The organism is Microbacterium sp. bgisy203 (assembly GCF_965345155.1).
Lineage (GTDB): Bacteria > Actinomycetota > Actinomycetes > Actinomycetales > Microbacteriaceae > Microbacterium.
The window spans coordinates 65,936-82,607 of sequence record NZ_CBDRLZ010000008.1 but is presented as its reverse complement, the minus strand read 5'-3'; the positions used below and the strand labels follow the sequence as shown (position 1 = coordinate 82,607).

Here is a 16,672-nt window from a genome sequence, read left to right as displayed (position 1 = left end):
CGTCGAGGCGTCCTTCGGCATTCTCCGCCGCTCGCCCCCTCGCTCCCGTCTCGAAATCCGGTCGCTCCGTCATGACCCGCATCCTCACCACCGGCAGCCCGTGGCGCGTCATCCTTGCGTTCTCGGTGCCGCTGCTGATCGGCAACGTCGTCCAGCAGCTGTACCAGGTGGTCGACGCGATCGTCGTCGGGCGCCACCTCGGCGTCGACGCGCTCGCCGCGGTCGGCGCGACCGGCGCGCTGCTGTTCCTGCTCCTCGGCTTCACGTGGGGCATGACGAGCGGATTCGCGATCCCGACGGCGCAGGCGTTCGGTGCGCAGGACTTCACCGCGGTGCGCCGCTCGGTGGCATCGGGCACGATCCTCTCGGCCGCGACGACCGTCGTCCTCACGGTGCTCGCCCCGCCGCTCGCCGGTGCCGCGCTCATGCTCCTGCAGACGCCGCCCGAGCTTCTCGAGAATGCGACCGTGTTCGCACAGATCAGCTTCCTCGGCGCGGGCGCGATGGTCGCGTTCAACTACCTCGCGGCGATCATCCGCGCGATCGGCGATTCGCGGACGCCCCTCGTCTTCCTCACGATCGCCTGCGGCATCAACGTCGCGCTCGTCATCATCATGGTCGGACCCCTCGGATGGGGCGTCGCCGGCGCCGCGCTCGCGACCGTCGTCTCGCAGGCGATCTCGGTCATCCTGTGCCTCGAGTTCGTCCGTCGCCGCGTGCCGGTGCTGCACGTCGGGCGCTTCGACTGGCGGGTGACCCGTGCCGACCTGGCGGCGCATCTGCGTCTCGGTCTGCCGATGGGGTTCCAGGCATCCATCATCGCGATCGGCACCCTCACGGTGCAGGTCGCCCTCAACAACCTCGGCGCCGACGCGGTCGCCGCCTACACGACGGCGTCGCGGGTCGACGGTCTCGCGGTCGCGCTGCTCCAGTCGATCGGCCTCGCCGCGTCGATGTACGCGGCGCAGAACCTCGGCGGGCGCCGCCCCGACCGCATCCGCCGCGGCGTGCGCCAGGCGCTCGGGATGGCCATCATCGCGGCGCTGGTCCTCGGCGCCCTGCTCATCGCGTTCGGCTCGTCGCTGGTGCGGCTGTTCGTCGGCGACGGGTCCGATCGGGTGGTCGCGCTCGCCGCGCTCATGCTGCTGGTGAACGGCGTCACCTACCCAGCGCTCGCTGTCCTCTTCGTCCTCCGCGGCACGCTGCAGGGGCTCGGCAACGCCGTCATCCCGACCGTCACGGGCGTCGTCGAGCTCGTCATGCGCGTGACCGCGGCGATCCTCCTCGGCCACCTGTTCGGGTTCGAGGGCGTGGTGTGGTCGAATCCCCTCGCGTGGGTCGGCGCGTGTCTCATTCTCATTCCGGCATACGTCGCCGCCGACCGTCGCCTCGCGCGCCTTCCGGTCGATCCGGTGCAGGCGACCCCGACGATGGCGATCCCCGTGATCGGGCCGACCGACGGATCGATGGTGGTGGATGCCGTCGTCACCGCGCCCATTCCGGTCGTACGCCGGAAGGGGCGCGCCGCGCGGAGGGGAGAGCGCGCGGCGCGGAAGAGCGCCCGCAAGCTCACCCGCGCAGAGTAGCGTGGGCCTCGCCCCGCGCCGCCCGTGCGCCGGAGCGAGGAGGTCGACATGAAGGCCGTGTTCGAGGACACCGTGATCGCCGAGGCGCCGCGCGAGGACCTCATCTCCATCGAGGGCAACTGGTACTTCCCGCCGTCGAGCGTGAACACCGCGTACCTCACCGAGAGCCCCACGCCCTACACCTGCCCGTGGAAGGGCGAGTGCCAGTACTTCACCCTGCAGATCGACGGCACGGAGCTGCCCGACCGCGCATGGAGCTACCCGCACCCGTACGCGTCGGGAATAGAGCGCGTCGGAAAGGACTTCTCCGGGTACGTCGCTTTCTGGAAGGAGATCCGTGTCATCGATTGAGCACGCTCCCGGCGCCATCCCGCAGCTCACCGAGATGCCCGCGCCGCAGTTCATCATGGTCGGCGACGGGCTCCGCATCGCCACCTACTCCTGGGGAGAACTCGACGCGCCCGTCGTGGTGGTCGTCCACGGGTTCGCCTCGAGCACGAAGGACAACTGGGTGGCGACCGGCTGGGTGCGCGACCTCCTTCGCGCCGGCTATCGCGTGATCGGCCTCGATCAGCGCGGCCACGGTGCGAGCGACAAGCCGCACGAACCGGGCGACTACGACCTACGCCAGCTCGCCGCCGACGTCGAAACGGTGCTCGACACGTACCTCGTCGACGAGGCGTTCTACGTCGGCTATTCGCTGGGTGCGCGCGTCGGCTGGGAGGTCGTTCAGGACATCTCCGACCGGATCCCGCGCGCCGTGCTCGGCGGTGTGCCCGACGGCATCCCGCTCGCGCGCCTCGACATCGATCAGGTGCGCGCCTACGTCGAGGACGGGACGCCCGTGACCGATCCGGTGACGCAGAACTACATCGCGCTCACCGAACGCGTGCCGGGCAACGACCTGCGCGCGCTCCTCGCGATCGCGCTCGGCATGCGGGCCTCCGAGACGATGGATCCCGACCCCGCACACGCTCCCACCCAGCCCGTGATGTTCGCGACCGGTACGGAGGATGCCGTGATCGAAGGCTCCAGGGCGCTCGCCGCCGCGTGCCCCGAGGGCCGGTTCGTCGAGATCCCCGGGCGACACCACTTCAACGCCCCCGGATCGCGCGTCTTCCGCGAGGCGGCCCTCGCGTTCCTCGCCGAGGGCTGAATCCCGTGGCGGCCCCCAGTCGTGCGGCCGGGGAGACCCGGCGCGACTCGGTGGGCGCGGCCTTCGACGGCTTCTTCTTCGTCTTCGCCGGAGCCGCCTCCGTGTGGCTCGCGGTCATCGGGTTCACGCAGACGTTCGACGTCGGCTGGTGGGGCATCGCCATCGCGATCCTGTTCTGGCTGGCGCTCGCGTATCTGACGCTCCCGCGGCTGCACCGCATCCTGACCGCGATCTATGTGCCCGACTACTTCATCGGCCGGGCGCGGACGAGCGACGGACTGCTCGGCGACCCGGTGAACCTCGCCGCGATCGGCGACCGGCCCGCGCTCGAGCGCGCGATGACGGATGCCGGGTGGAGCATCGCCGACCCCGTGAGCTTCCGCTCGAGCGTTCGGATCGTGAACGCCGCCGTGCGCCGCCGGTCATACCCGACGGCGCCGGTGAGTTCGCTCTTCCTCTTCGGGCGCGAGCAGGACATCGCGTTCGAGCAGCAGGTCGACGGCAACCCCTCGCAGCGCCACCACGTGCGCTTCTGGCGGTGCCCGGACGGATGGTTCCTCCCCGGCGGCGCGCAGGTCGACTGGGTGGCGACGGCGAGCTTCGACCGCTCGGTCGGACTGTCGCTGTTCACGCTGCAGGTGACGCACAAGATCGACGCCGACATCGACATCGAGCGCGACCACGTGCTCGCGACGCTCGCCTCCTCGAGCACGCCGCCGCGCGTCGAGGTCGTCGAGAACTTCTCGACGGGCTACCACACGCGCAACGGCGGCGGCGACTCCGTACGCACCGACGGGGCGCTCCCGATCGTGCACCTGGGTGAAGGGGTGGCGGGCCGGGATGCCGGGACCGCGCAGGATGCCGGGACCGCGCAGGCCGCCGGCTCCGCGCAGGCCGCCGGGGCATCCGTCTCCGCGGCATCCGTCCTGTCGGGCGGTGCCCCCGCCGATCCTGACCGGCTCCCCGAGAAACGGTCCGCGGCCGAAGGGGCCGAGACCCTTCTCGCGCCGACGCCGTACGACCCCGGAATGCACCGACCGGTGACGATCGTGGCCGGCGCGGCCCTGCTCCTCACGCGCGCGCTCGTCGGGGTGCTCGCGGCGCTCGGCGTCTTCCGTGGCTGGGACGGCACTCTCGGCGACGCCGGCACGGTGATCGACGCGATCACCGGAGCGTTGGGATCGACGTTCGGCGGCGCGGCGTCGTCCTCGAACGGCGGCCTCGTCACCGCGACGGTCGTCGTGGCCGCCGTCGAGCTGATTCTCGCCGTGTTGATCTTCGGGGGGCGGAACGCGGCCCGGGTCCTCGTGATGGTGATCGCGGTCGTCGACATCGCGGTCGCGTTCGGGGTGTGGCTCGCGAACGGCGGATCGTTCGACTCCGAGGGGGCGATGGTCGCGGTCGCCGTCGACACGCTCATCCTGCTCGCGCTCTCGAGCCGCAGCGCCGCCGCCTACGCGCGGCGCACCGAGCGCACCGAGCGCACCGAACGCACCGAACGCACCGGGCAGCGCACGGACGAGCAGGCCCCGCGCGGCACGGCCGCGGCCTAGGCTGAGCCGCGTGATCAGACTCGCGACGATCGGCACCAGCACCATCACCGAGCGGTTCGCGGATGCCGTGGCGCACGTGCCCGGCATCCGCATCGACGTCGTCTTCTCCCGCGACGCGGAGCGCGGGCGGGCGTTCGCGGAGCGCCTCGGCATCCCGAGCTCCGCCGACGACCTCGACGCCCTGCTCGCCTCGGGCGACATCGACGCCGTCTACGTCGGGTCTCCGAACGGCGCGCACGCGGCGCAGGCGCGGGCGGCGATCGCGGCCGGTGTGCACGTGCTGATCGAGAAGCCCGCCACGCCGACGGCGGCGGAGTTCGAGGAGCTCGTCGCGGCGGCGCAGGAGCGCGGCGTGGTGGTGCTCGAGGCGATGCGGAACGCGTACGACCCCGGGCTCGCGACCGTCGCGGAGCTCCTGCCCGAGATCGCGCCGGTACGGCTCGCGTCGTTCGGTCAGGCGCAGTACTCGGCACGCTACGACCTCGTGCTGCGCGGGGAGACGCCGAACATCTTCGACCCGGCACTCGCGGGCGGTGCCCTGTACGACCTCGGGGTGTACCCGCTGAGCGCCGCCGTGGAGCTCTTCGGCGCGCCGGACGCGGTGACGGGCGAGCTCGTCGGCGTGGCGACCGGCGTCGACGGCGCAGGAGCCGCGGTGCTCCGCTACCCGGGTCACGTCGTGCAGGTGTCGTTCTCGAAGATCGGTTTCTCGCACCGGCCGAACGAGATCCAGGGCGAGCGGGGCACGATCGAGATCGACGAGATCACGGCGCCCCGGATGATCGTCGTCACGCTGCGCGACGGCACGCGTACCGAGCATCCGGTGGTCGCAGCCGAAAACAACATGATCTACGAGGTGGCGCGTTTCGCGGCGCTTGTCTCGGGCGGCGAGGACGCGGCGCCCGACCAGGAGCGGTCTGTGGCGGTCCTGCGCGCCGTGGCGGCGATCCGCGCCGCGGGCGGTGAAGAGGTCGAGGGAGAGGACTGACATGGCCGACACGAAGAGCGGGTTCAGCGACGACGAACGCGCCGCGATGCGCCAGCGCGCCGACGAGCTGCGCGCGAGCAAGGGGCTGAAGGGCGCGGCGAAGACCGCGAAGGAGCTCGAGGCGTGCATCGCGGCGATCGATGCGCTCGACGGCGTCGACAAGGAGGTCGCGGTCGCGCTCCACCAGATCGTGACCGAGGTCGCCCCGCAGCTCGCGCCCAAGACCTGGTACGGCTTCCCGTCGTACGCCGACGGCGACGGCAAGGTCGTGGTGTTCTACCAGCCGGCATCCAAGTTCGACACGCGCTACGGCACGGTGGGCTTCCAGGAGGAGGCGCACCTCGACGACGGGGCGATGTGGGCGACCTCCTTCGCCGTCGTCGAGGTGACGGATGCCGTGAAGGCAGAGCTCCGCACCCTCGTCGCCCGCGCCGCCGGCTGACGTACCGCAGGGCACCCTCCGCGATGGCGCCTAGACTGGAGGGGTTCCCGTTCCGTCTGACCGGATGAGCCCCCACGTGACCGATGCGACGTCGCGCACCTTCGAGGTGCGGCATGTGCAGCTCGCGCGCGCCTTCCTCGCGGCGGTCGCGGCGATCATGATCACGTTCACCGCCGATCACTCCGCGGCGGTCGGGCTCGCGGTCTTCAGCGGCTACGCCATCGCCAGCGCGATCGTCTTCTTCGCCGCGGCCTGGCTCGTCTACCCGGCGGACTCGCGCGGCGTCGTGATCCTTCTCGGCGTCGTGAACCTCGTCGCGGGCATGATATCCGGCATCCCGCCGCTGCGCACCACGACGACGTTCTTCGTGCTCGTCATCGCCTGGGCGGCGGTCACCGGCCTGATCGAGCTGATCGCCGGCATCCGCGCGCGCCGCACCGGCGACCCCGCCGCACGCGACGCGATCCTCATCGGTGCGATCACGCTCGCGCTCGCCGTCGCGCTGCTCGTCGTGAACCCCGCCTACAGCCTCGAGTACGTCATCCGCGAGGCGGGACCCGAGCCCTTCACGCTCACCGGCATCACGATCGGAGTGGGCCTGTTCGGCGGGTACGCCGCGATCGTCGCCGTGTTCCTCGGCATCGCCGGCTTCTCACCGCGGCGCGAGGTGACGTCGACCGATGTGACGGCACGCGGCGGAGCACCGATCGACGAGCACGCGGCCGACGCACCGCGCGCAGGAGAGGCCGCATGACCGAGCACCACCCGTCCGACCCGCAGAGCGAGGATGCCGGTCGCGCGCCCACCCGCCGCGACCTCATGAAGCCCGTGCAGCTGCTCGGCTTCGCATTCGCCGCCGCGCTGTTCGCGGGCATCATCACCCTCGTGTCGATGGGATTCTTCCAAGACCTGAGCGGCGATCAGCGTATGCAGGTCGTCATCGTGTCGCTCATCGTCGCCGGTATCGCGTTCATCGCGACGCTCGTCATCATCGCGCTCCTCATGCTCGCCGTAGATCCCGCTCAGGTCGCGAAGCCCGTCGACCGGGCCGTGCTGTTGCCCGAGTCGGAAAACGGCGGAGAGTCGCCGGATGCCGCGGCATCCGACGACTCTCGCTCCTGAGCTGCGCGTCGGGGTCAGCTGCCGAGCAGCTGCAGGCGCCGTCGGCGCAGCACCAGGTAGCCGCCGACGGCGACGAGCGCGAGCGCGAGGCCCGCGAGCGTCACGGGCACGGTGCCGCCGGTGACCGCGAGCGGGCCGCCGCCCGAGGTCCCCGCAGCGTCTGAGCCACCGCCCGCGCCGGGGACCGCACCCGCCGACTCGGACGCCGACGGAGACGGCGCCGGGTCGACCGGAGCCGCCGCGTCGACCCGGAACGGGACCACGACGCGGGTGCCGGTCTGCACGCCCGTGACCGTCACGGTGTGGTCGCCGGGTTCTTCGGGTGCGGTCACCCGGTAGGTCGCGACGCCCGAGCGCACGTCGGTCTGACCGAGGTCGACGGGGTCGGAGGCGACCACGCCCGTCGCCTGCCAGTCGGCGGCGAGACCCGAGACCGTGACGTCGAACTGCGCACCCGGCTTCACGGCGGCGGGCGCCGAGCCGGTGGCGCCGCGCGACAGCGCCGCGAGGTCGCGGTTCCACCCGCGCGAGGCGGTGAAGAACAGGTCGGTCTGGTCGGTCAGGCCCACGACGTTCGCAGCTCCCGGGCCGTACCCGGCGATGCGCACCTGCGCTCCGGTGTGCTGCTGCGAGCCGCCCGCGGGTGACGTGCCGTACGCGACGATCATCTCCTGTCCCTCGAGGGTGAGGAGGTGGGTGTTCAGCCCGGGAATCGCCTCGCCCACGATCTGGCTCGTGTGCGCGTGGTCGGCGGTCACGACGACCAGCGTGTTCTTGTCCGCCTTCGCGAAAGCGAGCGCGACCTGCACCGCTTCGTCGAGGTCGACCGTCTCACCGATCTGACCGCACGCATCGGCGGCGTGGTCGCGCTTGTCGATGCTCGCACCCTCGACCTGCAGGAAGAATCCGCGGTCGCCATCGAGCAGGCCGATCGCCTTTTCGGTCAGCGCGGCGAGCGACAGACCGCTCGCGAGGCGCTCGGGGTTCTCGGTGCACGGCGCGGCGGCCGGAAGCGCGCCGCCCGCGGGCAGGTCGGTCGCGGCGGGGCCCACCCAGCGGGTGGGGAAGTTGCCGGGCGTGAACAGACCCAGGACGGGGGCGTCGGCGTCGGCGCGGGTGACCGCGTCGAGACCCGCGAGGTCGGAGACCACCTGGTACCCGCGGGCGCTCGCCTGCTGGAACAGGGTCTGATCCTTCCAGGGCCCCGCCTTCGCCTTCTGGGTGAAGCTCGCCGAGCCGCCGCCGAGGACGACGTCGGGGCGCACGTTGAGCAGCTGCTCGCTGATCGAGCCGAGGCCGCCGTTCTCCAGCGCCTCCGACGCGCAGTCGGTCGAGGTCTTGTCGGGGCCGTAGCAGCCGCGCTTGGAGATGTGCGAGATCTGCGCGCCGGGCGTCGCGTCCTGGATCTCGGCCGTCGAGACGTTCCCGGTCTTCAGTCCGTTCGCCTTGGCGATCTCCAGCAGCGTGGCCTGAGGCTTCTTGTTCACATCGACGCTGAGCCGCCCATCGACCGTCTTGGTGCCCGTCGACCAGGCGCTCGCGGTCGACGCCGACTCCGATGCGTAGTCGGGAGTGCCGTCCTCGTGCACCGAGAACGTCGTGTACTGACCGGTGAGGGGCAGGGCGTCGATGCCGGCGAAGCGGCCCGCCGCGCCCTCGGCGTAGTTGCGGGCGACCGTGATCTCCGAGTCGCCCATGCCGTCGCCGATGAGCAGGATGACGTTCTTGGCCGGTCCGTCGACGATCGAGTCGCGCAGCGCCTGGGTCATGTCGCCGTCGTTGCGGGTGGCGCCACCGTTCTGGGTGATGTCGTCCGTCGTGTCGGCCGCGAGCGCAGGCACGGCGCCGACGGCGAACGACAGGGTGAGTGCGGCCGCACCGGCGGCGGCGGCGACGACCGTGCGTCGGCGGCGCGGGGGGTGAAGTGCCATGAGTGGAGGTCTCCTCTGTCCGAAGCGGCGTCGACGGGGTGTCGAACGCCTCCGGACCAGGCAACCGGCGCCTGCGCAACGGCGAGTGGACCGCGGGTTGCCGGCAGGTGACGACTCCGGGCGGGACTACACCTCGTCGACGAGCGGGTCGGCGAGACCCGTGTAGGTCGCGGGTGTCAACGCGACGAGCCGCGCCTTGGCATCCGCACCGATGTCGAGCCCCTCGACGAACTCCACGAGCTCCGCCTGCCCGACGCGGCGTCCGCGCGTGAGGTCCTTGAGGAGCGCGTACGGGTCGGTGATCTGCGAGCGCCCCGCGACGATCTCGGCGCGGACGACGGTCTGGATCGCCTCGGCGAGCACCTCCCAGTTGGCGTCGAGGTCGGCCAGCAGCACGTCGCGGGCGAGGAGGATCTCCTGCAGGCCGCGCCCCAGGTTGTCGAGGGCGAGGAGCGAATGCCCGAACGCGACGCCGATGTTCCGCTGGGTCGTCGAGTCGGTGAGGTCGCGCTGCATGCGGCTGGTGACCAGGGTCGCCGCGAGCGTCGTGAACAGCCCGGCTGAGATCTCGAAGTTCGCCTCGGCGTTCTCGAACCGGATCGGGTTGATCTTGTGTGGCATCGTCGACGAGCCGGTCGCGCCGGCGACGGGGATCTGGGCGAAGAACCCGAGCGAGATGTACGTCCAGACATCCGTCGCGAGATTGTGCAGGATGCCGCCCGCGTGCTTCACGCGGTCGTAGAGCTCCACCTGCCAGTCGTGCGACTCGATCTGGGTCGTCAGGACGTTGAAGTGGATGCCGAGACCTTCGATGAACTCCCGGGAGAGCTCCGGCCAGTCGACGTCGGGCGCGGCGGCGAGGTGTGCCGACCAGGTTCCGGTGGCGCCCGAGAACTTCGCGAAGTAGTCGCCGCTCTCGATCTGCTGCGCGACGCGGTCGAGACGCCACGCGAAGACGGCGAGCTCCTTGCCCATCGTCGACGGGGTCGCGGGCTGGCCGTGGGTGCGCGAGAGCATCGCGGCGTCGCGGTGCTCGCGGGCCAGGTCCGCGATCGCCGAGATGACCGAGCGGAACTTCGGCAGCCAGACGTTCTCGACGGCGCGCTTGACGGTCAGGGCGTACGAGGCGGAGTTGATGTCCTCGCTCGTGCACGCGAAGTGGGTGAGCTCGGCGACGGCATCCAGTCCCAGCGACGACAGCCGGTCGCGGACGAGGTACTCGACGGCCTTCACGTCGTGGCGGGTGACCGCCTCCTTCTCGGCGAGCCAGTCGATCTCGGCCTGGCCGAAGTCGCGGTAGAGAGCGCGGAGGCTGTCCTTCTCGGCATCCGTCAGCGGTGTCGCGCCGAAGAGGCCGCGATCGGTGAGCGTGATGATCCACTCGACCTCCACCTCGACGCGGGCGCGGTTCAGGCCCGCCTCGGAGAGGTAGTCGGCGAGCCCCGAGACGGCGGCGCGGTACCGTCCGTCGAGGGGGCTCAGGGGCTGCGGGGGCAGGGAGGAAGGCACGGGGATGCTCCGATCGGGGACATCGGGCGCTCAGGACGTGGGACGGATCGCGGGTTCCAGCTGCCGGAAGAGCGCCCGGCTCGCGCTTTCGATCATACCGAGCACGTCGTCGAACATTTCGGGGCCCGCGTAGTAGGGGTCGGGCACGTCGAGGACGCCGCCGGCGGATTCGTCGAACGACAGCAGCAGCGCGAGCTTGTCGGCGTCGTCGGGCGTGCGCGCCCAGCTGGAGAGGATCCGCTCGTGCGACCGGTCGAGCGGCACGATCAGGTCGTTGCGATCGAAGTCGTCGAGGGAGAACTGCCGCGCGCGGTGGGCGGTGCCGTCGTAGCCGCGGCGGCGGAGCGCCTCGACGGTGCGCGCGTCGGCGCGCTCGCCGACGTGCCAGTCGCCCGTTCCCGAGCTCGTCACGGCGACGTGGTCGGAGAGGCCCGCGCGCTCCGCGAAGCCGCGGAAGACGACCTCGGCCATCGGCGACCGGCAGATGTTCCCCGTGCACACGAAGGCGACGCGGAACGGCGCGACACGATCGGGCATCCCCTCATTGTGGCGAGGACGGCGGCCGCACGGAAGAGCGGGCGGAAGACGGCGGAACAGGCGAAGGGATGCCGCGGTGCCGCGCCCGTCATCGGCTCCTCCCCAGGTGACCGTTTCGCGAGGTTGTCCACCGATCCGGCATCCGCCGCTCCACGCGCGGCCGACAGTGTGCAGGGTCGACGCATGGACCCCTACACCGACTCCCTCGCCCTCGAGGCGTTCGCGACGGCCCGGCGGCTGCTGCGCGACGCGGCCTCCGACACGCTCGCGCTGGGCAACCGGGCCGATGCCCTCGCCGACGCGACCAACTGGCAGTCACGCGCGACCGACGCCTATCGCGTCGGCGTCGCGGAGCTCGTCGAGCGTCTGCGCGCGCTCGGGCGGCTCATCTCCGTCGTCGACGGTGATGTGGCGCTCGCGCAGGACGAGCTGGCCTGGCGTACGAAGGCGCGGGTGTGATCATGGGCAACGAGGACGAACTCGACATCCGCAGCGGCGGAATCGTCGCCGTCGACACCGTGACGCTCCGCGCTGCGGCCACAGACCTCCGCGCGCTCATGACGGGGTGCGAGGGGGTGGCCGCAGACCTCGCGCGTGCGGGTGCGATCCTCCGGCAGCGGGAGGTGTGGTCGGCACCTCCCACGGGCGCGGCAGCCGAGGCGGGTGAGCGCGCGAGCCGGCTCGCCACCGACCTCGACACGATGGCCGACACGTACGAGATCGTCGAGCTGCGCGCGCAGGCGCTCGTGGCCGCGGCATCCGGCGACGAGATCAGTGCGCAGCGCATCCGCGCCCAGATCGGCGATCTCCTGGCGTCGAACCCCGAGCTCGCAGGGCGCGTGGCGAAGGAGGCGAAGCGCAGTTGGGAGCACGACGTGGATGCCTTGGGGCGCCAGTACGGCCTGGAATCGATCCTGCCGGGCCTGCAGGTGCTCGATGGAGCGCTCCCCGACGAGCAGTGGTCCGCGGCGATGGCGGCGGGTCTTCTCGGCCTCGTCGGCGGGATCACGGGCACGAAGCTCACCGGCCTCGGGGTGATCACGCGCGACGACAAGCTGCAGGGGCCGCCCGTGCCGGTGACGGTGACGCGCACCTCGACGACGAGCGGCACCGCGCCGACCAAGATGACCGACCTCGTCGACCGGGTGCCCTCCGGCAGCGACACGCGCGTGCGGGTCGAACGGTACGCGATGCCCGACGGGTCGCGACAGTTCGTGGTCTACGTCTCGGGCACGGTGGGGGGTGACGACGAGAAGGAGGCGTGGGACTGGCAGTCGAACCTCGACAACCAGTTCGGGCGGCAGTCGGCGTCGCAGGCCGCGATCCGCGCGGCCCTCGAAGATGCCGGGGCGCAGCCGGGTGACGTCGTGAACCCGGTGGGGTATTCGCAGGGCGGCGCGGGTGTGTCGCACCTCGTCGTGTCCGGCCCGTACGAATCCGACGTCATGGTCACGATCGGCGGCCCGGTGCAGGCCGATGTCGGTCCCGACACGCTGAACGTCGCGCTGCGCCACGGCGACGATCCCTTCTCGGCGCTCTCCAACGGCGGTTTCGCCGCGGGATCGGGCGCACCCGGCAGCATCGTCGTGTCGCGCGAGACGCCCGGCACCGTGTTCACGGAGATGTTCGGCGACGGTTTCGCGGCGCCGCACATGCTGGAGAAGTATCGGGAGACCGCCGAGATGCTCGACGCGTCGGGCGACCCTCGCATGGATGCCGTCTACGAGAAGTTCGACGAGCTCGACACCGCGGTCGGCGTCGAGGTGTTCGAGTACAGCGCCGAACGGGTTCTGCCGGATCCGCCGGCCCCTCACCCGGACGGGCTCGGTGTGCCGGGTGTGCCGCGGGTACCGGGCGTGCCGAGCTTCCCGCTCGGTACGTCGTCGACCCCTAGTTCCGCTTCGACTGAGGGCGCAGGATGACGCTGAAGATCCAGTTGATGAGGGAGATCACGAGGGCGGCGAGGATGCCGTGCCACAGGTCCTCGACCCGCAGCCCCCAACCCCACCACTGCGTGAACCACGCCGTGATGACCAAAAGCAAGCCGTTGATCAGGAGGGAGATGAGGCCGAGCGTCAGGATGTAGAGCGGGAACGCGACGACCTTGATGACCGTGCCGATGATCGTGTTGACGAGGGCGAACACGGCCGCGACCACCAGCAGGCTGATGACGAGCTGCGCCGTCTCGCCGGGGGCGAACGGGATCACCGTCGTGCCGAGCGCGGGGATGAGGGTGACGACCCAGATGGCGAAAGCGTTGACGACGACGCGGATGAGAAAGCGCATGGTGCGCTCAGTGTGTCATGCCCCGCCGACGCTGTCACGGCGCGTCCTCGTAGACTCGTCGCGTGACCGATCTTCCCGTCCGTGTCCGTCCCGAGATCGCCGCGCTCCCGCCCTACCGGCAGGGGAAGCAGGCCGGGGCCGAGGCCTTCAAGCTGTCGAGCAACGAGAACCCGTTCGAGCCCCTGCCCGGTGTCGTGCAGGCGGTGCAGGCGGCGGTGTCGTTCAACCGCTACCCCGACGCGACGACCCCGCGCCTGCGCGCCCGCCTCGCCGAGCGGTTCGGCGTGGCCGACGACGCGGTGCACGTCGCGGCCGGGTCGGTGTCGATCCTGTACCAGCTCGCGCAGGCGACGAGCGGGCCGGGCGACGAGATCCTCTTCTCCTGGCGCTCGTTCGAGGCGTACCCGGGGCTCGCGGTGGTGGCCGGGGCGACCGCGGTGACGGTGCCGAACGACGCCGACGGCGGCCACGACCTCGACGCGATGGCGGATGCCGTGACCGAGCGCACCCGGCTCGTGATCGTCTGCAGCCCGAACAACCCGACCGGGCCCGTCGTGACCCAGGACGGGTTCGAGGCGTTTCTCGCACGGGTGCCGCAGGACGTGCTCGTCATCCTCGACGAGGCGTACGCCGAGTTCGTCACCGATCCCGACGCCGTCGACGGTGCCCTGGTCGTTACGTCCGGGCACCCGAACGTCGTCGTGCTCCGCACGTTCTCGAAGGCGTACGGGCTTGCGGGCCTCCGCATCGGCTACGCCGTCGGCGACCCGCGGGTGCTCGCGATCGCGCGGACGACCGGCATCCCCCTGTCGGTGACGGCGCAGGCCGAGGAGGCCGCGCTCGCGAGCCTCGACGCCGAGGACGAGCTGCGCGTGCGCGTCGCCGAGATCGCCGAGCGCCGCGACGCCCTCGTCGCGCGTCTGCGTGAGACAGGGTGGGACGTGCCCGACGCCCAGGGCAACTTCGTGTGGCTGCCGGCGGGAGATCGCGCTCTCGAGGTCGCCGCCGCGTTCGAGGAGGCGGGCCTCATCGTCCGCCCGTTCGCCGGTGACGGTGTGCGCATCTCGATCGGCGAGCACGAGTCGATCGCCGAGGTCGTCGCGGTCGCGCAGCGCACTGCGGCGCACACCTCTTCGTCGTCGTCGCCGTGATGGCGCTTTCTCCGTCGCCCCGATAGCGTGTGTGCCACCCACCGACGGGAAGGCGCCCATGAGTGAGACGACGAAGACCACCGACCACGCGAGCACGGACGCCCGGAGTTCGGACGCCCGGCGGACGGACGCCCAGCGGACCGACGCCCTGCGAACCGACGCCCTGTGGCGCGGGATCATCATCGCGATCTTCGCCTTCGGAGTCATCGTGGCGCTCGGCCTGCCGCTTATCACCGGCACCTGGACGTCGGTGATCTCGTCGATCCCGATCTTCGCGTTCGGCATCCTCATCGCGGCGATCCGCTCGATCCGGCCCTGACGTCCGCGGGCGCGTGCTCAGGTGGCTGTGAATCCCAGCTTCTCGGCGCCGCGAGCGATCCAGGGGTGGCCGGCGAAGGCATCCCACACGAGCGTCGAACCGAGCGCCGTCGCCCCCAGGAGCGCGGTCGCCCCCTTGTTGAGGCCGTAGCGCGGCGCGGCGTACCAGGGTTCGTCGCGCTCGAGGTTGACGCCGTCGGTCGCGCCCCAGCGGTTCCACGCCCCCGGGTGCTCGTCGCGCAGGCGCCGCAATGCCGGAGAGACTTCGTCGGGTGCCAACGGGAGCGCGCCGAACAGCGACACCGGCGGTACCGTGCCGTCGCAGCGCGGCTCGTGGGCCGACGGTCGGGCTCCATTGACGACGTACCCGTGCGGACCGAACCCCGCGGCCGGACCCCACAGCCCCGCCGCGAATGTCCGCCAGGTGCCGGCCTGATCGGCGCACCACGCCTTCGAGGCGAGCGAAGCCTCGCGCGCGTTCGCCCACCAGTTGCGCCCATCGAGGTCGCGCACACGCTGGAACGGGTAGAACGCGAGCGGGAAGTGGTAGGTGAAGAGCGTGCCGCCGGGCTCGTACACGCACTCGTGCCCGCCGTACGCCCCGACCGGCTTGTCGACCCCGCGCCACAGCGCCTGCGCCAGCTCCTGCGGAACCGCCGGATGCCCGGCCGCGAGCAGATACATCGGCAGCTGTTCGGCCGTCATCGTCCACGCGCTGACGAAGCCGGCGTCGTCGGCACCGTCGGCGTAGTCGTCGCCCGCACTGCCGACCCAGGCCATCCGCAGGACGGTGCGCCCGTCGGTCTCGTCCACCAGCCAGTGCCAGTCGATGCGCGCGAGCAGGCGGTCGACGCGGGCGCTCAGGTCGTCGTCCGCGAAGAAGGATGCCGCCGCCACGGCCCCGCACAGAGCGAGTGTCGTGTCGATCGTCGAGTACTCCGAGCGTCCGCGGCGCTCGCCGGTCTGCGGGTCGACGAAGTGCGCGAGGAAGCCGTTGCGGTGCGGAACCGACTCCTCCAGGGTGCGCAGGGTCGCCCGCACGCGGTCGTGGACGGCCGCGCGGGTGAGGACGCCCCGTTCGACACCGACGCACCACGCGGCGAGTGCGAACCCGGTCGCCGCCACGGTCGCGACATCGGGCAGGTCGTCGCGGTCGAGGACGAGCCCGCATCCGGGACTGTCGAGGTCGCCGTTCGCGTGCTCCCACAGCCAGCGGATCGAGGCATCCACCTCCTCCGCCGTCAGCTCCCGGATGTCGTCGTCGAGGGCGATGGTCTGCGGTGCGGCGGTCGTCATGCGACGGACTCCTTCTCTGCGGGTGAGGTCTCTGCGGGCGAGGTCTCTGCGGGTGAGGGGACACGTTGCGCGGCGGATGCCGAGCGGGACTCGAACGGGTTCGGGATGGCGTCGAGCAGCTGCCGGGTGTACTCCTCGCGAGGATGATCGATGACCTCGGACGCGGGACCCTGCTCGACGACGACGCCCTCGCGCAGCACGATGGCGTGGTTCGCCAGGCTCTGGGCGCTCAAGAGGTCGTGCGTGATGTAGAGCATGCCGACGCCGTGGTCTTTCACGAGCGACTGGAGCACCTCGAGGATCTCGGCGCGGATCGACACGTCGAGACTCGCGATGGGCTCGTCGGCGATGACGAGGCGCGGCTCGGCGGCAAGTGCGCGGGCGATGACGACGCGCTGACGCTGACCTCCGCTGAGCTCGTGCGGCAGCCGCCCCAGAAAGCGACCGGCAGGGGTGAGTCCCACATCCTCGAGGAGGCCGGCGGCCCGTTCGACGGCTTCGCGGGAGCGGACGTGGAGGTAGTTCTGCAGGGGCCGGGCGAGGGCGTAGCCGACGGTGAGCGACGGGTTCAGGGCGGCGTACGGGTCCTGGAAGACGTATTGCACGTTCCGTCTGTACTCGCGGGCGAGAGCGCCGCGCAGCTTCGTGATGTCGTGCTCTCCTCCGCCCGCATCGCCGCGCATCTTCGCGTGGTAGCGCACCGTCCCCGAGGTCGGCTCGGTCGCGAGCGAGCGGCGACCGACATCCTTGTCTCGCGCGGACGGCGAACCGCGGCATCCGTTATGGGCGTCATGCAG

At 71.3% G+C, this 16,672-nt stretch carries 18 protein-coding genes; 12 read left to right on the top strand and 6 right to left on the bottom strand.

Annotated elements, in window-relative coordinates; all coding sequences use genetic code 11:
• Nucleotides 1–71: 71 nt before the first annotated feature.
• From ACRVYW_RS11945 to ACRVYW_RS11910, 8 genes are all read left to right on the top strand, one after another.
• Nucleotides 72–1,586 carry an MATE family efflux transporter gene (locus ACRVYW_RS11945; protein ID WP_431804872.1) on the top strand — a complete coding sequence of 505 codons (1,515 nt, stop codon included), beginning with the start codon at nucleotides 72–74 and terminating at the stop codon, nucleotides 1,584–1,586.
• 48 nt (nucleotides 1,587–1,634) lie between these two features.
• Complete coding sequence (locus tag ACRVYW_RS11940; protein ID WP_431804870.1) at nucleotides 1,635–1,937, top strand: DUF427 domain-containing protein; 303 nt, start codon at nucleotides 1,635–1,637, stop codon at nucleotides 1,935–1,937.
• Between the two features lie 34 nt (nucleotides 1,938–1,971).
• Nucleotides 1,972–2,742, top strand: coding sequence for an alpha/beta fold hydrolase (locus ACRVYW_RS11935; RefSeq protein WP_431804948.1), 771 nt, complete (start codon nucleotides 1,972–1,974; stop codon nucleotides 2,740–2,742).
• A 5-nt stretch (nucleotides 2,743–2,747) separates the two neighbouring features.
• Nucleotides 2,748–4,295, top strand: a complete 1,548-nt coding sequence (locus ACRVYW_RS11930) for an LssY C-terminal domain-containing protein (protein ID WP_431804869.1) — start codon at nucleotides 2,748–2,750, stop codon at nucleotides 4,293–4,295.
• 10 nt (nucleotides 4,296–4,305) lie between these two features.
• Nucleotides 4,306–5,283 carry a Gfo/Idh/MocA family protein gene (locus ACRVYW_RS11925; RefSeq protein WP_431804867.1) on the top strand — a complete coding sequence of 326 codons (978 nt, stop codon included), beginning with the start codon at nucleotides 4,306–4,308 and terminating at the stop codon, nucleotides 5,281–5,283.
• 1 nt (nucleotide 5,284) lies between these two features.
• Complete coding sequence (locus tag ACRVYW_RS11920; RefSeq protein ID WP_431804865.1) at nucleotides 5,285–5,725, top strand: hypothetical protein; 441 nt, start codon at nucleotides 5,285–5,287, stop codon at nucleotides 5,723–5,725.
• Nucleotides 5,726–5,801: 76 nt separating this feature from the next.
• Nucleotides 5,802–6,479 (top strand): acyl-CoA synthetase, encoded by a 678-nt coding sequence (locus ACRVYW_RS11915; RefSeq protein ID WP_431804863.1) that lies wholly within the window; start codon nucleotides 5,802–5,804, stop codon nucleotides 6,477–6,479.
• Nucleotides 6,476–6,847, top strand: coding sequence for an amino acid transporter (locus tag ACRVYW_RS11910; protein WP_431804861.1), 372 nt, complete (start codon nucleotides 6,476–6,478; stop codon nucleotides 6,845–6,847). The genes ACRVYW_RS11915 and ACRVYW_RS11910 overlap by 4 nt, the downstream gene beginning before the upstream one ends.
• A 14-nt stretch (nucleotides 6,848–6,861) precedes the next feature.
• Here the strand turns inward: ACRVYW_RS11910 and phoA are convergent, their stop codons facing one another.
• The 3 genes from phoA to ACRVYW_RS11895 form a co-directional block, all read right to left on the bottom strand.
• On the bottom strand, nucleotides 6,862–8,778 hold the full coding sequence (gene phoA / locus ACRVYW_RS11905; RefSeq protein WP_431804859.1) for an alkaline phosphatase: 1,917 nt from the start codon (nucleotides 8,776–8,778) through the stop codon (nucleotides 6,862–6,864).
• Nucleotides 8,779–8,904: 126 nt separating this feature from the next.
• Nucleotides 8,905–10,287 (bottom strand): adenylosuccinate lyase, encoded by a 1,383-nt coding sequence (gene purB / locus ACRVYW_RS11900; protein ID WP_431804857.1) that lies wholly within the window; start codon nucleotides 10,285–10,287, stop codon nucleotides 8,905–8,907.
• Nucleotides 10,288–10,317: 30 nt separating this feature from the next.
• Nucleotides 10,318–10,824: a low molecular weight protein-tyrosine-phosphatase gene (locus ACRVYW_RS11895; RefSeq protein WP_431804855.1), complete on the bottom strand. Its 507-nt coding sequence runs from the start codon at nucleotides 10,822–10,824 to the stop codon at nucleotides 10,318–10,320.
• Between the two features lie 183 nt (nucleotides 10,825–11,007).
• Between ACRVYW_RS11895 and ACRVYW_RS11890 the strand changes: the two genes are divergently transcribed.
• Nucleotides 11,008–11,283, top strand: coding sequence for a hypothetical protein (locus ACRVYW_RS11890; protein ID WP_431804853.1), 276 nt, complete (start codon nucleotides 11,008–11,010; stop codon nucleotides 11,281–11,283).
• Nucleotides 11,284–11,285: 2 nt separating this feature from the next.
• Nucleotides 11,286–12,746 (top strand): hypothetical protein, encoded by a 1,461-nt coding sequence (locus ACRVYW_RS11885; RefSeq protein ID WP_431804851.1) that lies wholly within the window; start codon nucleotides 11,286–11,288, stop codon nucleotides 12,744–12,746.
• On the opposite strand, the gene ACRVYW_RS11880 is transcribed toward ACRVYW_RS11885, so the two are convergent.
• Nucleotides 12,715–13,110, bottom strand: a complete 396-nt coding sequence (locus ACRVYW_RS11880; protein ID WP_431804849.1) for a phage holin family protein — start codon at nucleotides 13,108–13,110, stop codon at nucleotides 12,715–12,717. The two genes, ACRVYW_RS11885 and ACRVYW_RS11880, sit on opposite strands and share 32 nt — an antisense overlap.
• Before the next feature lie 62 nt (nucleotides 13,111–13,172).
• On the opposite strand from ACRVYW_RS11880, the gene ACRVYW_RS11875 reads away from it, so the two are divergent.
• A complete protein-coding gene (locus ACRVYW_RS11875) occupies nucleotides 13,173–14,261 on the top strand; it encodes a histidinol-phosphate transaminase (RefSeq protein ID WP_431804847.1) in 1,089 nt (362 codons plus the stop codon).
• A 58-nt stretch (nucleotides 14,262–14,319) separates the two neighbouring features.
• A complete protein-coding gene (locus ACRVYW_RS11870; RefSeq protein WP_431804845.1) occupies nucleotides 14,320–14,580 on the top strand; it encodes a hypothetical protein in 261 nt (86 codons plus the stop codon).
• Nucleotides 14,581–14,597: 17 nt separating this feature from the next.
• On the opposite strand, the gene ACRVYW_RS11865 is transcribed toward ACRVYW_RS11870, so the two are convergent.
• Nucleotides 14,598–15,875 carry a glucoamylase family protein gene (locus ACRVYW_RS11865; protein WP_431804843.1) on the bottom strand — a complete coding sequence of 426 codons (1,278 nt, stop codon included), beginning with the start codon at nucleotides 15,873–15,875 and terminating at the stop codon, nucleotides 14,598–14,600.
• Nucleotides 15,872–16,558 carry an ATP-binding cassette domain-containing protein gene (locus ACRVYW_RS11860; RefSeq protein ID WP_431804841.1) on the bottom strand — a complete coding sequence of 229 codons (687 nt, stop codon included), beginning with the start codon at nucleotides 16,556–16,558 and terminating at the stop codon, nucleotides 15,872–15,874. Before ACRVYW_RS11860 ends, ACRVYW_RS11865 begins: the two co-directional genes overlap by 4 nt.
• Nucleotides 16,559–16,672 lie beyond the last annotated feature (114 nt).

Excerpts from the sequence above, each read along its gene's own strand:
- ACRVYW_RS11890 (WP_431804853.1), top strand. The coding sequence starts at position 11,008 with ATGGACCCCTACACCGACTCCCTCGCCCTCGAGGCGTTCGCGACGGCC.
- ACRVYW_RS11940 (WP_431804870.1), top strand. The coding sequence starts at position 1,635 with ATGAAGGCCGTGTTCGAGGACACCGTGATCGCCGAGGCGCCGCGCGAG.
- ACRVYW_RS11910 (WP_431804861.1), top strand. The coding sequence starts at position 6,476 with ATGACCGAGCACCACCCGTCCGACCCGCAGAGCGAGGATGCCGGTCGC.
- ACRVYW_RS11880 (WP_431804849.1), bottom strand. The coding sequence starts at position 13,110 with ATGCGCTTTCTCATCCGCGTCGTCGTCAACGCTTTCGCCATCTGGGTC.
- ACRVYW_RS11945 (WP_431804872.1), top strand. The coding sequence starts at position 72 with ATGACCCGCATCCTCACCACCGGCAGCCCGTGGCGCGTCATCCTTGCG.
- ACRVYW_RS11935 (WP_431804948.1), top strand. The coding sequence starts at position 1,972 with ATGCCCGCGCCGCAGTTCATCATGGTCGGCGACGGGCTCCGCATCGCC.
- ACRVYW_RS11870 (WP_431804845.1), top strand. The coding sequence starts at position 14,320 with ATGAGTGAGACGACGAAGACCACCGACCACGCGAGCACGGACGCCCGG.
- ACRVYW_RS11920 (WP_431804865.1), top strand. The coding sequence starts at position 5,285 with ATGGCCGACACGAAGAGCGGGTTCAGCGACGACGAACGCGCCGCGATG.
- ACRVYW_RS11895 (WP_431804855.1), bottom strand. The coding sequence starts at position 10,824 with ATGCCCGATCGTGTCGCGCCGTTCCGCGTCGCCTTCGTGTGCACGGGG.
- ACRVYW_RS11865 (WP_431804843.1), bottom strand. The coding sequence starts at position 15,875 with ATGACGACCGCCGCACCGCAGACCATCGCCCTCGACGACGACATCCGG.
- phoA (WP_431804859.1), bottom strand. The coding sequence starts at position 8,778 with ATGGCACTTCACCCCCCGCGCCGCCGACGCACGGTCGTCGCCGCCGCC.
- ACRVYW_RS11860 (WP_431804841.1), bottom strand. The coding sequence starts at position 16,558 with ATGCGCGGCGATGCGGGCGGAGGAGAGCACGACATCACGAAGCTGCGC.
- ACRVYW_RS11885 (WP_431804851.1), top strand. The coding sequence starts at position 11,286 with ATGGGCAACGAGGACGAACTCGACATCCGCAGCGGCGGAATCGTCGCC.